This window comes from Nostoc sp. (genome assembly GCF_036919495.1).
GTDB lineage: Bacteria > Cyanobacteriota > Cyanobacteriia > Cyanobacteriales > Nostocaceae > Nostoc.
Genome location: NZ_JBALBZ010000087.1, coordinates 70,551 through 85,640 on the forward strand (window position 1 = coordinate 70,551; position 15,090 = coordinate 85,640).

General features: G+C 40.8%; 15 protein-coding genes. 6 read left to right on the plus strand and 9 right to left on the minus strand.

Features of this window, described 5'->3' with window-relative positions; all coding sequences use genetic code 11:
- The first annotated feature begins 28 nt into the window (after positions 1-28).
- Both V7K25_RS12935 and V7K25_RS12940 read left to right on the plus strand, forming a co-directional pair.
- Entirely contained in the window at positions 29-415 is a 387-nt protein-coding gene (locus V7K25_RS12935) for a hypothetical protein (protein ID WP_335158474.1), read from the plus strand.
- Entirely contained in the window at positions 415-834 is a 420-nt protein-coding gene (locus V7K25_RS12940) for an HNH endonuclease (protein WP_335158476.1), read from the plus strand. The genes V7K25_RS12935 and V7K25_RS12940 overlap by 1 nt, the downstream gene beginning before the upstream one ends.
- A 59-nt stretch (positions 835-893) precedes the next feature.
- On the opposite strand, the gene V7K25_RS12945 is transcribed toward V7K25_RS12940, so the two are convergent.
- From V7K25_RS12945 to V7K25_RS12970, 6 genes are all read right to left on the minus strand, one after another.
- Complete coding sequence (locus tag V7K25_RS12945) at positions 894-1,499, minus strand: Uma2 family endonuclease (protein WP_335158478.1); 606 nt, start codon at positions 1,497-1,499, stop codon at positions 894-896.
- Positions 1,500-1,628: 129 nt separating this feature from the next.
- Entirely contained in the window at positions 1,629-3,263 is a 1,635-nt protein-coding gene (locus tag V7K25_RS12950) for an NAD(P)H-quinone oxidoreductase subunit 4 (RefSeq protein ID WP_335158480.1), read from the minus strand.
- Between the two features lie 383 nt (positions 3,264-3,646).
- Positions 3,647-4,156 (minus strand): hypothetical protein, encoded by a 510-nt coding sequence (locus tag V7K25_RS12955; protein ID WP_335158482.1) that lies wholly within the window; start codon positions 4,154-4,156, stop codon positions 3,647-3,649.
- Between the two features lie 30 nt (positions 4,157-4,186).
- Complete coding sequence (gene thrB, locus V7K25_RS12960) at positions 4,187-5,098, minus strand: homoserine kinase (protein WP_335158484.1); 912 nt, start codon at positions 5,096-5,098, stop codon at positions 4,187-4,189.
- Between the two features lie 363 nt (positions 5,099-5,461).
- Positions 5,462-6,016 (minus strand): hypothetical protein, encoded by a 555-nt coding sequence (locus tag V7K25_RS12965; protein ID WP_335158486.1) that lies wholly within the window; start codon positions 6,014-6,016, stop codon positions 5,462-5,464.
- A gap of 12 nt (positions 6,017-6,028) precedes the next feature.
- Entirely contained in the window at positions 6,029-7,141 is a 1,113-nt protein-coding gene (locus tag V7K25_RS12970; RefSeq protein WP_335158488.1) for a hypothetical protein, read from the minus strand.
- A gap of 53 nt (positions 7,142-7,194) precedes the next feature.
- On the opposite strand from V7K25_RS12970, the gene V7K25_RS12975 reads away from it, so the two are divergent.
- The gene (locus V7K25_RS12975; RefSeq protein WP_335158490.1) at positions 7,195-7,350 is read left to right on the plus strand and encodes a hypothetical protein; all 156 of its coding nucleotides are present in this window, start codon (positions 7,195-7,197) and stop codon (positions 7,348-7,350) included.
- Between the two features lie 4 nt (positions 7,351-7,354).
- Here the strand turns inward: V7K25_RS12975 and V7K25_RS12980 are convergent, their stop codons facing one another.
- Positions 7,355-9,040, minus strand: coding sequence for an NAD(P)H-quinone oxidoreductase subunit 4 (locus V7K25_RS12980; protein ID WP_335158492.1), 1,686 nt, complete (start codon positions 9,038-9,040; stop codon positions 7,355-7,357).
- Between the two features lie 151 nt (positions 9,041-9,191).
- A complete protein-coding gene (locus tag V7K25_RS12985; protein ID WP_335158494.1) occupies positions 9,192-9,911 on the minus strand; it encodes a response regulator transcription factor in 720 nt (239 codons plus the stop codon).
- A 582-nt stretch (positions 9,912-10,493) separates the two neighbouring features.
- On the opposite strand from V7K25_RS12985, the gene V7K25_RS12990 reads away from it, so the two are divergent.
- Positions 10,494-11,588, plus strand: coding sequence for a hybrid sensor histidine kinase/response regulator (locus V7K25_RS12990; protein WP_335158496.1), 1,095 nt, complete (start codon positions 10,494-10,496; stop codon positions 11,586-11,588).
- A 375-nt stretch (positions 11,589-11,963) separates the two neighbouring features.
- On the opposite strand, the gene V7K25_RS12995 is transcribed toward V7K25_RS12990, so the two are convergent.
- Positions 11,964-12,146 (minus strand): CsbD family protein, encoded by a 183-nt coding sequence (locus V7K25_RS12995; RefSeq protein WP_335158498.1) that lies wholly within the window; start codon positions 12,144-12,146, stop codon positions 11,964-11,966.
- A 548-nt stretch (positions 12,147-12,694) separates the two neighbouring features.
- On the opposite strand from V7K25_RS12995, the gene V7K25_RS13000 reads away from it, so the two are divergent.
- Entirely contained in the window at positions 12,695-13,312 is a 618-nt protein-coding gene (locus V7K25_RS13000; protein WP_335158500.1) for an SMI1/KNR4 family protein, read from the plus strand.
- A gap of 97 nt (positions 13,313-13,409) precedes the next feature.
- The gene (locus V7K25_RS13005; protein ID WP_335158502.1) at positions 13,410-15,065 is read left to right on the plus strand and encodes a tetratricopeptide repeat protein; all 1,656 of its coding nucleotides are present in this window, start codon (positions 13,410-13,412) and stop codon (positions 15,063-15,065) included.
- The last annotated feature ends 25 nt before the right edge of the window (positions 15,066-15,090 follow it).

The following is a 15,090-nucleotide window of genomic DNA, read 5'->3' on the forward strand; positions in this document are numbered from 1 at the left end:
AATATAGAGAGAAGTATTTGCAAGAGCTATGAGTACCCAAATCATCATTAACCTGCCAGACGAGATTTACCAACGTGCAGAACGCTTTGCACGATTGGCAAATCGTGATGTCGCCAGCATTTTAGTAGATACCATTCAACTTTCAATTCCGCCCGTCAGTGGGGACATTAGCGATCTTGAGCCTGTCTCTGTCCTTTCTGATGAACAAGTGTTGGCGCTGACCGAACTGCAAATGGAACCGGAACAGGATGCCCGGTTAAGCGAACTGCTCGATCGCCAACAATCAGGTACTCTTAGTGAAGGCGATCGCTCAGAGTTACAAACCCTGATGCAGGTCTATCAAGAAGGACTTTTAAGAAAAGCCACTGCGTTGAGTGAAGCTGTCAAACGTGGGTTGATTGAACCCTTAAGCTAGTGAGCCAGATTCTTGAAAAAATCCGAGCGCAAATACGTATACAGGCGAATCACCAATGTGGTTATTGCCTTAGTCTCCAAAAATATGTTCTGGGAATTTTAGAAATTGAACACATCATTCCCAAAGCAGGAGGCGGTACTGACGATGAGGAGAATCTGTGGCTTGCCTGTAGGTTATGCAATGCCTACAAAGGTATTCAGACCCATGCTAAAGATCCAGTAACGAACCGTAAAGTCAAACTTTTCAACCCTCGTCAACAAAAATGGTCACGTCATTTCAGTTGGGCAAACAACGGCACTCAAATTACAGGTTTAACTGCCTGTGGCCGTGCAACTGTATTAGCTTTGCAACTGAATAATCCTTATGCTGTAACTGTCAGGCAAGCTTGGGTATCTGCTGGCTGGCATCCACCAACTTAAATTTGAGCAAAATTACTGCTTTTTAACTGTTAAACACGATTAAATTATTGAATTTTTTCTTACCAAACCTGGCTTAAATCTAAAATAAAATCATGTAGTAATTGCTCATCACAAAGTCTTCTAGGATTATCTAATATCTCAACTGCAATATTAGGACGATAAATAAAAACTCGGCGTTGTTTTCTATCAATTAACCAACCAAGTTGCGTGCCATTATCAATATACTCTTGCATCTTGTCTTGCAAAATTCGCAAGTTATCAGTTTCAGAACGCAATTCAATCACAAATTCAGGACAAATCGGCGCAAACTTTTTTCGCAGTTCTGCTGGTATCGCTTCCCAGCAATCGCGTTTTATCCACGCCGCATCTGGAGAACGCACCGCACCATTCGGCAAAGTAAACCCACCACTGGAACCAAACCCTACACCTGTACTATCTTGCTTTGTCCATACCCACAACTGCCCAACTAAGTTAAAGTTGCGTTCATCAGTCTCGGAACCAGTAGGGGGCATAATGACTAATTCTCCAGCAGCATTACGTTCAATGTGAAAATCACTGTTTAGCTGACAAAACTCGTAAAACTGGTCTTCGGTTAGTGCGATCGCGGGTTGCAATTGCAAGACGATTGGTATAATTTCTGTGGCTATAGGTAAGTTAATGGTCATAATTCATATTTGGGGACTTCACCTTTCTTTAGGATATATCTTGGCAAAATTTTAGGGATGGTTTCGTAACCACCCCTTTATTCCCTGATATTTAGAATTTACTTGCAGTCCCCTGAATGGGAAGTTAATTTACTCAGAAATATTAATCGAACTTTCAACTTGAGAAGTAGCCAATGTTGGTGCAGATAAAATCCGCGAGTACAGACTTGAGGGTTGTTGATGAGCAACGACTGGCAAAACTTGACGAGCATGGGCGGCTAATTCTACTGCCTTCACATCATAAGTCTGCGTTGCCAATTTGGGATAGAAACCGATACCGATGATTGGCAGCAACAAACAAACGGTAATAAATATTTCGCGGGGTTTGACATCAGAGATTACAGCATCCAAGTGCAACTCTTCTCTGCGAGACGTTACGCGAAGGCTTTGCTCCCCGTAGAACACTTGACGCAGCATCGACAGTAAATAAATTGGTGTCAAAATCACGCCAACGGCTGACAGCAGCACAACTACAACTTTGAAATTGGAACTGTAAACATCACTGGTGGCAATACCGAGAAATACCATCAACTCACCCACAAAACCACTCATTCCGGGTAAGGCGAGAGAAGCCATTGAACCAATGGTAAACAGAGCAAAGGTTTTGGGCATTACCTTGGCCATACCGCCCATTTTATCCATCATCAAGGTGTGGGTGCGATCGTAAGTCACGCCAGACAGGAAGAATAAGCTAGCAGCAATCAAGCCGTGGGAAACCATCTGTAGCACTGCACCACTGATACCTAGTTCTGTATAAGAGGCAATCCCAATCAACACAAACCCCATGTGCGCTATTGAAGAGTAAGCCAAGCGGCGTTTGAGATTGGTTTGAGCAAAGGCACAGCAAGCACCGTAGACAATATTCACTACACCCAAAATTGCTAACGCTGGGGCAAAAGTCACATGGGCATTAGGCAACATTTCCACATTGAAGCGGATTAGAGCATAACCACCCATTTTTAACAACACACCAGCCAAAATCATCGAACCGGGTGCTGATGCTTCACCGTGAGCATCAGGTAGCCAAGTGTGTAAAGGGAAAATTGGTAACTTCACACCGAAGGCAATTAAGAAACCTGCATAAACCAACAACTCCAAGGTTTTGGGGTATTCTTTCATTCCCAGAGCCGCCATGTCGAAGGTGACGGTATCTCCAGAGAACGCCATTGCAAAACCGGCAATTAAGATAAATATTGATGCGGCGGCGGTGTAAAGAATGAATTTGGTAGCCGCATAACGGCGGTTTTGTCCTCCCCAGATGGAAATCAGCAGGTAAACTGGCACTAATTCGATTTCCCACATCAGGAAGAACAACAGCAAATCTTGGGCAACAAATACGCCAAGCTGGGCGCTGTACATCGCTAACATCAAACCATAAAATAATCGCGGCTTGGTGGTAACCTTCCAAGCCGCGAATATTGCGAGGGTATTTATTAAGCCTGTTAGAAGCAGTAAGGGCATCGATAAACCATCAACCCCCACAGCCCAATGCAAACCTAACTGCGGTATCCAAGGATAGTTTTCTACAAATTGAAGCCTTGAACTTTGGAAGTCGTACTTATACCAAAAGGCATAAATCATCAGTGCAAAGTCAGCGATCGCAACTCCCAGACCATACCAACGCACAGTTCTACCTTCTTTGTCTGGGATCAGGGGTATGGCTAAGGCAGCCACCAAGGGTAAGAGGATTATGGCTGTTAGCCAGGGAAATTCAATAGCATTCATCACTTCTGACAATCAATTTGCCTTATCTCTTTGGTTTTCATTATATTAAGAAATCTATACTTCTGTAAATATTCTTTAACTATAGAATATTAAATTTTTGGCATAGACAGGAATATAGACTCATCGAATTTGAAATTATCAGGATAAATAAGAATAAATACTTATCTGATTTTGCCGATTCCATTCTAAATGTAAAGTTTTGCAACGTCAATAAAAAACGGCAGCTAAAGCTACCGCAACAATATCGTTACATTTTATTGTTAAGCCCAATTGTCAGGGTTATTTACAATCATCGGTAGGCAATATGCCAAACCCACAAGGGTTTGATCAGATTTGATGATGCAAATTTGATGTGTTTTAGCTGAGTACTTGGGGCTAAAGCATTAAACAATCCGGTTGACAATTGTCCACACTTCCCCGTCAGAGCGGACATAAGGAACAGAGATTGTCTTGAACCCAGTGATGAAAGGCTTGTAATAAATCCGCCAATACATTGGACTAAGTTCATTGGCACAACGTTTAAGGAGGCGGACTTCAGTCGCCAGTTCACTTGCTAGTTGATTAATGCGTTGAGCATGAACCTGTGCCACTTCTTTGGCTTCTTCTAGCTCTTGCTGTAGGATAAGTTCTTTTGATGCAACTTGCGATCGCACTAACTTACCTTGTTTTTGTTTGATTTGGGTTTCTAGGGCTGCGATCGCTGCATCTATGCCCTGGAGTTCAACTGATAATTGGGCATTTTCTCTGGCTTGACGGCGGTAGGCTTCAACCATTGCCTGGGGTGAATCATTCTCGCCAGAGATTACATTATTAATAGTGAGTGCAGCGCGTTCTTCTAGTAGAATCTGAATTTGAGATTTAAGCGCCGCCATTTCAGCTTGAATTTGCTCCATAAATCGAGTTTTTAAATGCTGAGTAAAATATTAAAAGCTTTTTGCGCCTTGGATATCGAGAGAAAGCGATCGCACCTTGGCTGTTATTCCTTCTTTTTGCCAAGCAGCTAACATCGCCGCCTCCACAGCCTTTGAGTGTAATTTATCCGCCAAAGCTAACAGTGTCGGCCCCGCACCACTAATTACCATACCATAAGCACCAGCACTAACAGCTGCGATGTTGACAGCATCATAACCAGGAATCAAGGCTTTACGATAGGGCTGATGCAACTTATCTTGCAAAGCTGTTTTTAACCATTGTCCGTTACCAGTTTCCAAGCCGCGCAACAATAACCCCAAATGTGCCGTATTGAAAATCGCATCGGCGCGACTCACTTCAGTTGGAAGAACGCCCCGCGCCTTTGAAGTGGAAAGTTCAAAATTAGGAATAGCTATAACTGGTACAACATCTTGATGCCAGGGAACATCACAAATTTCCCAAGCTGCACCACTGCTAGCAGCAAGACGACATCCTCCCAACAAAGCTGGAACTACATTATCAGGATGTCCTTCCATTGCGATCGCTAACTCCATTACCTGCGACTGGCTCATAGTAGCACCCTCAAGTTGATTAGCAGCAATCAACCCGCCAACAATTGCTGTCGCCGAACTACCCAAACCCCTGGCCAACGGAACACCTAACTTAATCTCTATTTTTACAGTTGGCGGTGTCTGATCTATATATTGATAGAACTTGACAAACGCTTGGTAGAGGAGATTACTTTCATCAGTTTGGACTCGTTCAGCTTCAGTACCAGTGACATGAATAGTTAACCCACCTTCTTGGCGAGTGAACTTGAACTCGTTGTACAGCTTTAATGCTGCACCTATGCAATCAAAACCAGGCCCCAAATTAGCAGTTGTGGCAGGAACGGTAACAGTGATGGCAGAAACAACAGACATTGGTAAAACTCAGTAATCATCAACTAGCATCCCATGTATTGGTATCACTTTGAGGCTAGTTTTTGAGCGCTGTTGGGGATACTTTGATCTAGTATTCCTTAATCGATCCTCCGAATCTTGAGTTTCAGAGGTTGTGGCTCTGGCAAAATTAATACTATGGGAATTTAAATGGTTGGATTGTGCGATCACTCTACTCAATCTACAAATGTCAGCCTCAAAAGTAATTTAATATACATAAAAATCAAGTTAATTTTCTGACAAACAACGTTTCTTGGAGTTTAATATTGAGTAAGTTTTGGAAAGGACTAATGCAACTTTCCTATAAAATTAATTATAAATATTAGACCTGTTAAATTTATTTTTTTAGCAACTTTTCTTCGTAACTCTAATTAGAAAACGTAGAGCTTCATTTACTGCTTGAGCATTGGGAAATATTTCTGCAACATCTGCTTCTAAATGAACTGTCAAACCTTCATAAATTTTGCCATCATGTTCAAATTTTCCCATACTGTTATTTTCCAAAAATTGATATGACTGAGTTTTAGTTTCAGATACAAGCTTTTGAGAAGATGAATCATTTAATTTTTTAGCAAGGGATTCCCAACTAGTCGCTTTCAGTTTAAAGTAATCTTTTGCTTCACGTAATGTTTTAAACTGTCGCTTTAGAATATCAACCGTATGAATATCCTTTTGATACGTCTGGGTTTGTTTATTAAGGTCTTCCTCAACCATATCAACTACCTCATTAATGAGTCGGTCATGATTTTCGGAAATTTGAGCCGCAGCCCCCAAAATACGGGAGGTGGCTTTGATCTGCACCTCATTTTCTTGTTTAAGTCTATCGGCAATATTACGAATTTGCTCCCCTAAGTTAGCTTTACTTTTATTTCCTATGTTTGTTGCTGATTTTTTGCTCATAAAGATGCTTGTTTATTCCGAAAGTATCTCTTTAATAGCAAGCCAGATACGTTTAAACTTTTGTACCAGACCGACAGGATTACCTGTTGTTTCCTCTTCCACTGAATCTACTAGAGATTGAATACGATCCATGCGTTTTGCTACAATGTAGAGGTTATTTATAGCATCATCCTTACTTGCGAGGGATTCATGCAGCAGAACGACCATCTCCCCAATTTCCCGTTTTAGCCTTTCGTTCTCGGCTTTACGGCGAGTTTCCCATCCCTTAATACCAGCCTTGGAACGCCGCTCAAATTTAAGTTGTGTTTGTGCTTCATTATATAGAGTTAAATAGTTGTCTCGCTCAGACTTCATTTCTTCATATTGGGCAAGTAATTCAGTTGCTCTTGCTTTTTCTTCATTGTAACGATGTAGAGCTTGCTGATAATTTTTTTGCTCATCAAGATATATCTGGTAATTGTGTGCTACACGTTCTTTTAATTCGTTAACCTCAACTTGATAAGTTTGGATATCTTGCTGAACTTGGGTTAGTTGGGATGCAGCTTCCTGATTTTCTTTCGCACGTTGTTGCCATTCATCACGTTGGGCAATTAATTCAACTGCTTTCGTTTTTGCTTCATTGTAACGATTTAGAGCCTGCTGATAATTTTCTTGTTCATCAAGATAAACTAAATAATTGTTTGCTATGCGTTCTTTTAATTTGTTAATCTCAACTTGATAAGTGTGGATATTTTGCTGAACTTGGGTTAGTTGGGATGCAGCTTCCTGATTTTCTTTCGCACGTTGTTGCCATTCATCACGTTGGGCAATTAATTCAATTGCTCTAGTTTTTTCTCCGTTGTAGAGGCATAAAGCCTGCTGATAATTTTTTTGTTCATTCAGATATATCTGTTTTAACTCGTTAACTTCAACTCGGTAAGTTTGGATATCTTGCTGAACTTGAGTAAGTTGAGACGCAGCTTCTTGGTTTTCTTTCGCAAGTCGTTCCCATCGAATCGCATCAGCACGAGCATTCCTCAAAAAATGGTTAAGCTCATGATAAGAAGGTGGTTCTTTTCCACCTGGGTTAGGATTGTTGACAGGGCGATTTTTGCGACGATCCTTGTCTGCGTCTCGCATAGCCATAATAAATGTTATAAATATTACTTTAATCCCTATGTTAATACATTCTTTTTTAATTGAAAATCTACTCTGTAAAAGTTTTATTTTGTCAAGACCAGTTTTCTAAGTTCATTTACGCCACCAAACTGATCTTTTATCATCTCGTGCGATCGCGTAATCCTAGTGTAAAAGCGATCGCCTCAACATTAAAAGCGATCGCTTTTTTCCCCTAACTGTCTAAAAAGTTCCCAAAACGGGCGCTATCTCAACCTCGGAAATTTGCGGAATCAAGAATCCCTTTGCATAAATCTGGGGATTTGTTTGTGAAACTATTGCATAAGACTGGCGAAGATTAGCATTCACTGCAACGGTCTTCACATCGTACATCTGCATTGCCATCTTGGGATAGAAACCAATACCAATAATCATCAGCAGAAAACAGGCAGCGATAAACACCTCACGCGGTCTAGCATCGTTGTAGACTGCATCTTCTGGCACGAAGCAGTCTGTACCAAAACAAACTGTTCCGTCATCTTCTTGGTTTTCTAAGCCGGCATTATTAATGTCGCATAGCAGTGCTGCATCTTTACCATAAAATACCTCTCGCAGCATGGAAAGTAGATAAATCGGTGTGAGGATGACTCCAACTGCGGCGAGAAAAACTGTGACGGTGCAGAAAGTTGAACTGTAAACGTCACTGCTTGTCATTCCAACGAATACCGAGAGTTCGCCAGCAAAGCCACTCATACCGGGAAGTGCTAGGGATGCCATTGCTCCAATTGTAAACAGAGCAAAGACTTTGGGCATGGCTTGACCAATACCGCCCATATCTTTCATTACCATTGTGTGGGTGCGATCGTAAGTAACACCTGCTAAAAAGAACAGTACCGATGCAATCAAACCATGCGAAATCATCTGCAACATCGCACCGTTGATTCCCAAATCAGTGAACGACGCAATCCCAAGCAGCACAAACCCCATGTGGGATATTGACGAATAAGCTAAACGCCGCTTCATATTCGTCTGAGCAAAGGAGTTCAATGCACCATAGATAATGTTGATAACACCGAGAATGGCTAGAACCGGCGCAAAGTAAATGTGTGCATCGGGAAGCAACTCAAGATTCAGGCGAATCAGCCCGTATCCGCCCATCTTCAGCAACACACCAGCCAATATCATTGATACAGGAGAAGATGCTTCGCCGTGGGCATCAGGCAACCAGGTATGCATCGGGAAAACAGCAAGCTTGACACCAAATGCAACCAATAACCCTGCATAAAGCAGCAGTTGTAGTCCAAGGGGATATTCCTTCTTAGCGAGGGCGGTTATATCAAATGTCATATCACCGCCGCCGTATAGCCCCATTGCCAAGGCTGCCACTAAAATAAATATAGAAGCTGCTGCGGTATATAACAAAAATTTGGTAGCAGCATAGCGTCGCCTTTGCCCACCCCAAATGCAGACTAGTAGGTAGACGGGTATCAACTCTACTTCCCACATAATGAAAAATAGCAGCAAGTCTTTGGCAACGAACACCCCTACTTGTGCCGAATACAGCACCAGCATTAAAAAATAGAAAAGGCGGGGTCGGTGATCAACTTGCCAGGCTGAAAAAATCGAGAGTGTGGTGACAAATCCTGCTAGAAGCACAAGTGGCGCTGAAAGTCCATCGACTGATACTGCCCAGTTAAGACCCAACTGAGGCATCCACGCATAACTTTCCACCATTTGAAAACTAGCACTGCTGGCATCGTAATGCTTCCAAAAGGCATAGCACATCAAGGCAAAGTCTGCGATACCTATACCCAATGCATACCACCGCACGCGCTTGCCATCTTTATCAGGCAGCACAGGGATAAGCAGAGAAGCAACGAGTGGCAGCAAAACAATCGCGGTAAGCCAGGGAAATTGATCCGCTATCATGTATATGAGAAAAAATACTTATTTGTTTGTCAATTATGTCATTTTACTAAACTGTGTAACAAATTCTTCATAAATATTTTTTCCAGTTAACCCCTTGGAATTAAAAATAGGGAGTGGGGAGTGAGGAGCAGGGAAGAAAATTTTTAGTTGCTCACGGTACTAATCCAGCCCGCAAAGCCCGGACGGCAGCCTGTGTCCGGTCAGCAACACAAAGTTTATTGAGAATACCTCGAACATGAGTTTTTACAGTACCGACTGTTAAATAGAGCCTTTTAGCAATTTCTGCATTGTCACACCCGGCGACAATCAACTCTAAAACATCCATCTCCCTATGAGTTAAAGGATAGGTGACTATACTTTTCTCAACATCTGGGTCAATACCTTCAATCAAGACTCTTTTTCCAGATGCACCTCTGCTACCATCGGGGAAATCTTGACGTATTTGTTGTAGTATAAGGTCTGCGATCGCTGGATCGATCCATGAGCTACCTGCATGGGTCGTTCGCACAGCCTCAACTAGTCTCTCAGTTTCGATATCCTTCATGCAATAAGAATCTGCACCTGCTGCAAATGCGGCTAAAACTGCCTGTTCGCTATTCTGCATGGTTAAAATTAGCAGTTTTGTAGTATAATCTTCGTTCTCTGCTTGATATTGCCTAAATGTACGTGTTAGCTCAATACCATCCATGTCAGGCAAACCGATGTCAATAGTAGCAACATCCGGCTTGAGAGTTTTCAAAAGCTTAATACCGTCTGCTGCATTGGCTGCTTCACCAACAATGTTAAACTCTGGCTGGGTTTGTAAGGCAGCCCGTAAGCCGATTCTTGTCAGGTTGTGATCTTCAATCACGAGGATATTGATTTCATTCATAGTTACTTAACTTTACTGTTATCTATCTAAAGTACAGATTAAAATAATCTCGTTCTTCTATCTGGGATCTTATACAAAAAGCAATGTAGTTGGTATTGTTCCCTTAACTTCATCTACCATTAGACATAAATAACCTTATCTCGTAAGTTTTTCTAAAGCAAGAGTTTCGGTATGACAATATTAAGTTAATTCAAAAACATTTTTATACATTAATCTCAGGATAGATATTTCATGGTAAACAATCTTTCATTGAAAATCCGGTAGCAAGCAAGAGTGGGTGACTATTAAATAATTGTCCTTGCAGTAGCTACGATGATTTAAATAAAAGAGACTAACCTACCTCACCTTAAGATTCAGATACAGATATTGCTTGGATAATCAGACAGCTAATATATTTGTTAAGACAATAGTATGCTAATACATTTATTAAACAAAGCCTCAGTGTAATCACTTAAAAAGCTTAGATTTTAATTTAGGAAACTTTAAACGAAAATATGAATCCTTAATAATCTTAGTGGTGGTGAAGTAAGCTATTACTAGATTTGCGAGGGATAGCCAAGCACTTCTTTTTTTTATTTAGCCATGTCTTTAACTAAAACTGTCAAAAAAGATAAAATTCTGGTTGTCGATGATATTTTTGACAATTTACTGGTCTTAGAAGCTGTCCTAGAAGATGAGGGCTATGAAATTAGCTTAGTCGAAGATAGCAAAATTGCTCTGGCTATGGTTGAGGAGTCGCCGCCAGACTTAATTCTTTTAGATGTGATGATGCCAGAGATAGATGGCTATGAATTTACTCGACGCATCCGGCAGAATCCGGCGTTGCCATTTATCCCCATTTTGCTGCTCACGGCTCACTATGCGTCAAGCGTTGTGGAAGGACTCGATGCTGGTGCAGATGACTTTATTCGTAAACCATTCGATCCTGATGAATTACATGCACGAGTGCGATCGCTCCTGCGCCTCAAGCATAGTATCGATGAACGAGATCAGATGGCTAACCTGCGGGCAGATTTTGTCTCTCGTTTTACTCACGATTTACGCATCCCACTAGTAGCCTCCAACCGCGTATTAAAATTATTGCTGGAAGGCAGGTTTTGCGATGTTTCGCCACAATTGCAAGAAATAATTGATACCATGATTGGCAGTAATCAAGACCTGCTGGAAATGGTAAATACCTTGCTAGAAGTTTATCGTCATGAAGCGGGCTGTAAAACCTTAAAAATTTCTCCTTGTAATATTCAGGAATTAGTTGGTGAAGTTTCTCAAGAATTAACTCCTTTAGCTGAAGAAAAAGGATTAGCTGTAAATATTGATCGAGGTGAAACGGCAAGCAGCGTCATGGGCGATCGCGTTGAACTGCGGCGAGTTTTGACAAATATTATTGGCAATGCCATCAAATTTACAGACAAAGGTTCTGTAGATATTCGTTGCTATCCTACTCCGGTAGCTATGACTATTGATATCCAAGATACAGGGCCAGGAATTTCTAAACAAGACCAAGCGATATTATTCGAGCGATTTCGTCAAGGTAAACACCAACGTTCTGGTAGTGGTTTGGGATTATATTTATCTCGCTGCATTATTGAAGCGCATCAAGGCACAATTGATGTGACATCTGAACCAGGCAAGGGTAGTACATTCACTATCCGTCTACCTGTAGCAGGCGAAAACTAAAAGTAGGAATTCATCGGAAAACCCAATCTGGGCTGAAATTATTCTTGTTAAACTAAATTTAGCGCCATCTGTGTATGTTTAATATTCTTTTTTGAAGTTAATGCTAATGCACATTTATGTGCGCTTAGTATAAAAAATAAGTTTTTTGCAATCAAAAATAATGTTCACAGGCAAAATCCGTGAACACTAAGATAGAAAACTAAGATATGGGAGGAAGCAGACAAAAATAAATATTTTTACCAATCAATTTCTGGAACAATATCAGGACGCTATTGGCAAAAGTCTGAAGCCCAAAGTAAAATATATCTTTTAAAAAGGAAGAAGATTCAGTAAATAATTATTTTATTTACACCTTCTTCCTAAATAAAATTCAGCCTATTCTAAAGTCTTTTTAACTTCATCTTTGATATTCTCAGTAGTGTGGCGGACTTGAGCTTCAGCTTGTTTAGCTTTACCTTCAGCCTTATCTTTAGGATCGCCGGTTACTTCACCAACCACTTCTTGGACTTTACCTTCGACATTTTTAGCAAAAGCTTTTGCTCTATCTTCGATACTCATATTTTTTCTTCCTAAGTATGTTAATTGTGGATTAGTTTTTTGTTGCTCGCTTGAAAAGAGCTGCAATCTTTATAGATTACTTTTAGACAAGTTTTAATTCTTCTATCTGACGATGTTTTTATGAAGAATATTTGTATCCATTGTACATAACTATTTAAAGGTTAAATTCATCTTGAGAATTCAACTAATATCCAAAAGAGAGAAAGGTACCGTTATATTGTTCAGTCTTAAGACAAGATAATTTATAACTTCAGGTAGACAGTGGTGCTGATAAACCGCAACTTTGCTTATCACAACTGGATATAATAAATATATCAACAGTGTGCGGAAGCTTTCAGCTTGGTGGTAGATAAGCTGTTGCGCCTTTAATTTACACTAATATTTTTTCAAGATGATTGTGGGGTGGGCATCCTGCCCGCACTGATAATGCAAGTTATATACGTAACAGCTTAGTGCAATATTAGTGAGCCTGTGTATTCAACTCCGGGTAAATGAGATGAGATGCTTTAAAATACTTTCGTCCTTAATCACTAAATAAGGTTAGTTAAATGTCTAAACTTACGGATGAACTTCAATATATTTTGAATTGGTTAAAATCTACCAATCATGATTTCTTTGATTGTTACAATCCAGGTTTAACTCGCCAGCAGATTGACGAAATTACAAAGGATTTACCATTCCGGTTATCCGAAGAAGTATACGAACTTTATCAATGGCGCAATGGAACCGCCGATCTTGGTTATAACAATGGCTATCTACCACTCTATTTTTTGTTTCCTGAGCAATTAAGAGCCGATGTAATTTGTTCTTTTTGTTCCTTGCAAGATTCAGTTTATATTTACAAAACTATACGAGAAGCTACTAGTGATGAATATTGGAACCAAAAATGGTTTCCTATTGCTGAATATGAGAGTAGAAAAATGCTTTATGTAGTTGGCGATCTCGATCCATCTCCGGTTTATCTTTGGGATGTTGGTTGCCTTGAGGATTCAGTAATAATATATAAAAATCTTATCAGTATGATATCTGTAATTGCAGAGTGTTGTGAGTTTGGTTTATATCAACTCATACCAGATGAAGATGGAGAAGAAGATGACATGATAATCCGAATAGATGAAGAAAAGCTGGAACTTGAAAAAGAAATATATCGAAAATATAACTCCTAATTAGAGGAAATCTGAAGCTGGAGAAGAACAAATTGCTTACTTAAAGAAACTGTGGTATTTAAATATTAATAAAAAAACAGATTGAATATAAAGAATAATGAAGTACTTATTTATAGTTTGGGTGCTTATACTCTCTTTAGTTGCTCCTAATGTAGCGATCGCTAACGACAAGCCGCTTTATCTTTACGCTCAACCAAGACAGCCCTATACTTTAATATCTGGAGTTGGGACAATCCACCATCCAATTTCTACTTCTAATCCCCAAGCGCAAGAGTTTTTCGATCAGGGATTAAATTTGATTTACGCTTTCAATCATGATGAGGCGGTGCGTTCTTTTCAACACGCTGCCAAACTCGATCCACATTTAGCGATCGCATATTGGGGTATTGCTCTGGCTCTAGGCCCTAATATTAACTTAGCAATCGACCCCAACCGAGAATTATCTGCTTACCAAGCGCTACAGCAAGCTTTAGCACTTTCTACCCAAGCATCTGCCCAAGAACGAGACTACATTACCGCCTTAGCAAAACGTTACTCCCAAGAACCTGATGCAGATTTGTTTCAACTAGCGCTTTACTACGCAAAAGCAATGGCAACCCTAGTTAAACGCTATCCAGATGATTTGGATGCGGCGACGCTTTACGCTGAAAGCTTGATGGATCTGCATCCTTGGCAGCACTGGACTAAAGATGGCAAGCCACAGCCAGATACAGAAGAAATTGTGGCTATTTTAGAATCTGTTCTCAAACGTAATCCGAATCATACCGGAGCTAATCATTACTATATTCATGCAGTGGAAGCCTCACCTTCTCCAGAACGGGCCCTTGTGAGTGCCAAACGACTAGGAACCCTAGCGCCAACGGCGGGACATTTGGTATACATGCCAAGTCATATTTATTTTCCTATGGGAGATTATGAAGGGGCAATGCAGGCAAATAAGCAGGCGATCGCTCAAGATGATATTTACATCAAAAAATATCAAGTCCAGGGCAGTTACCCCATGATGTACTACAACCACAACGTATATTTTCTCATGGTGGCCAGCAGCATGGCAGGAAAATATAAAGATGCTCTCCAAGCCGCAGAGACGTTAGTTGCAAATGCTACTGCAATTGATCCGTATGCACCGATGCTTGAGGGATTCCTGGGCAGCAAAATGCTGATTCAGACACGCTTTAGTGATTGGGATGCCATCTTAAAAACTCCTGCTCCCGATGGTAAATTGCTTACTACCACAGCACTTTGGCATTTTGCTCGCGGTATGGCAAGCGCAGCTATAGGCAAACTTGAAGATGCAGCAAGTGAAAGTCAAGCATTGGTTGTCGCCAAACAGGGAATTTCCACCGAAGCAACTATTGGCTTCAGTCCTGCTAGTCGCATTTTAGACATTGCCTCAAAAGTTCTAAACGCCAAAATTGCCAGAGAAAAGCATGATTATGAATCTGCGATTTTATTGCTAGAAAAAGCAGTGGCACTAGAAGATACCCTTGATTACGTGGAACCACCAGATTGGTACTTTCCGACGCGGGAATCTTTGGGCAGTGTGCTTTTGGCTAAAGGTGACTATGCACAGGCTGAAAAAGTCTTTCGTGCTGATCTAGAAAAGTATCCCCATAATGGGCGTTCTCTATTTGGCTTGCAGGCAAGTTTACAGGCACTGGGCAAAGATAAGGCCGCTCAACTTGTCAAAGCCGAATTGGAAACAGCTTGGAAAGGTGATGATAAGCAACTTGCTATAGCCAACATGTATTGAAGAAGAAAAAACTCACAATCGAGAA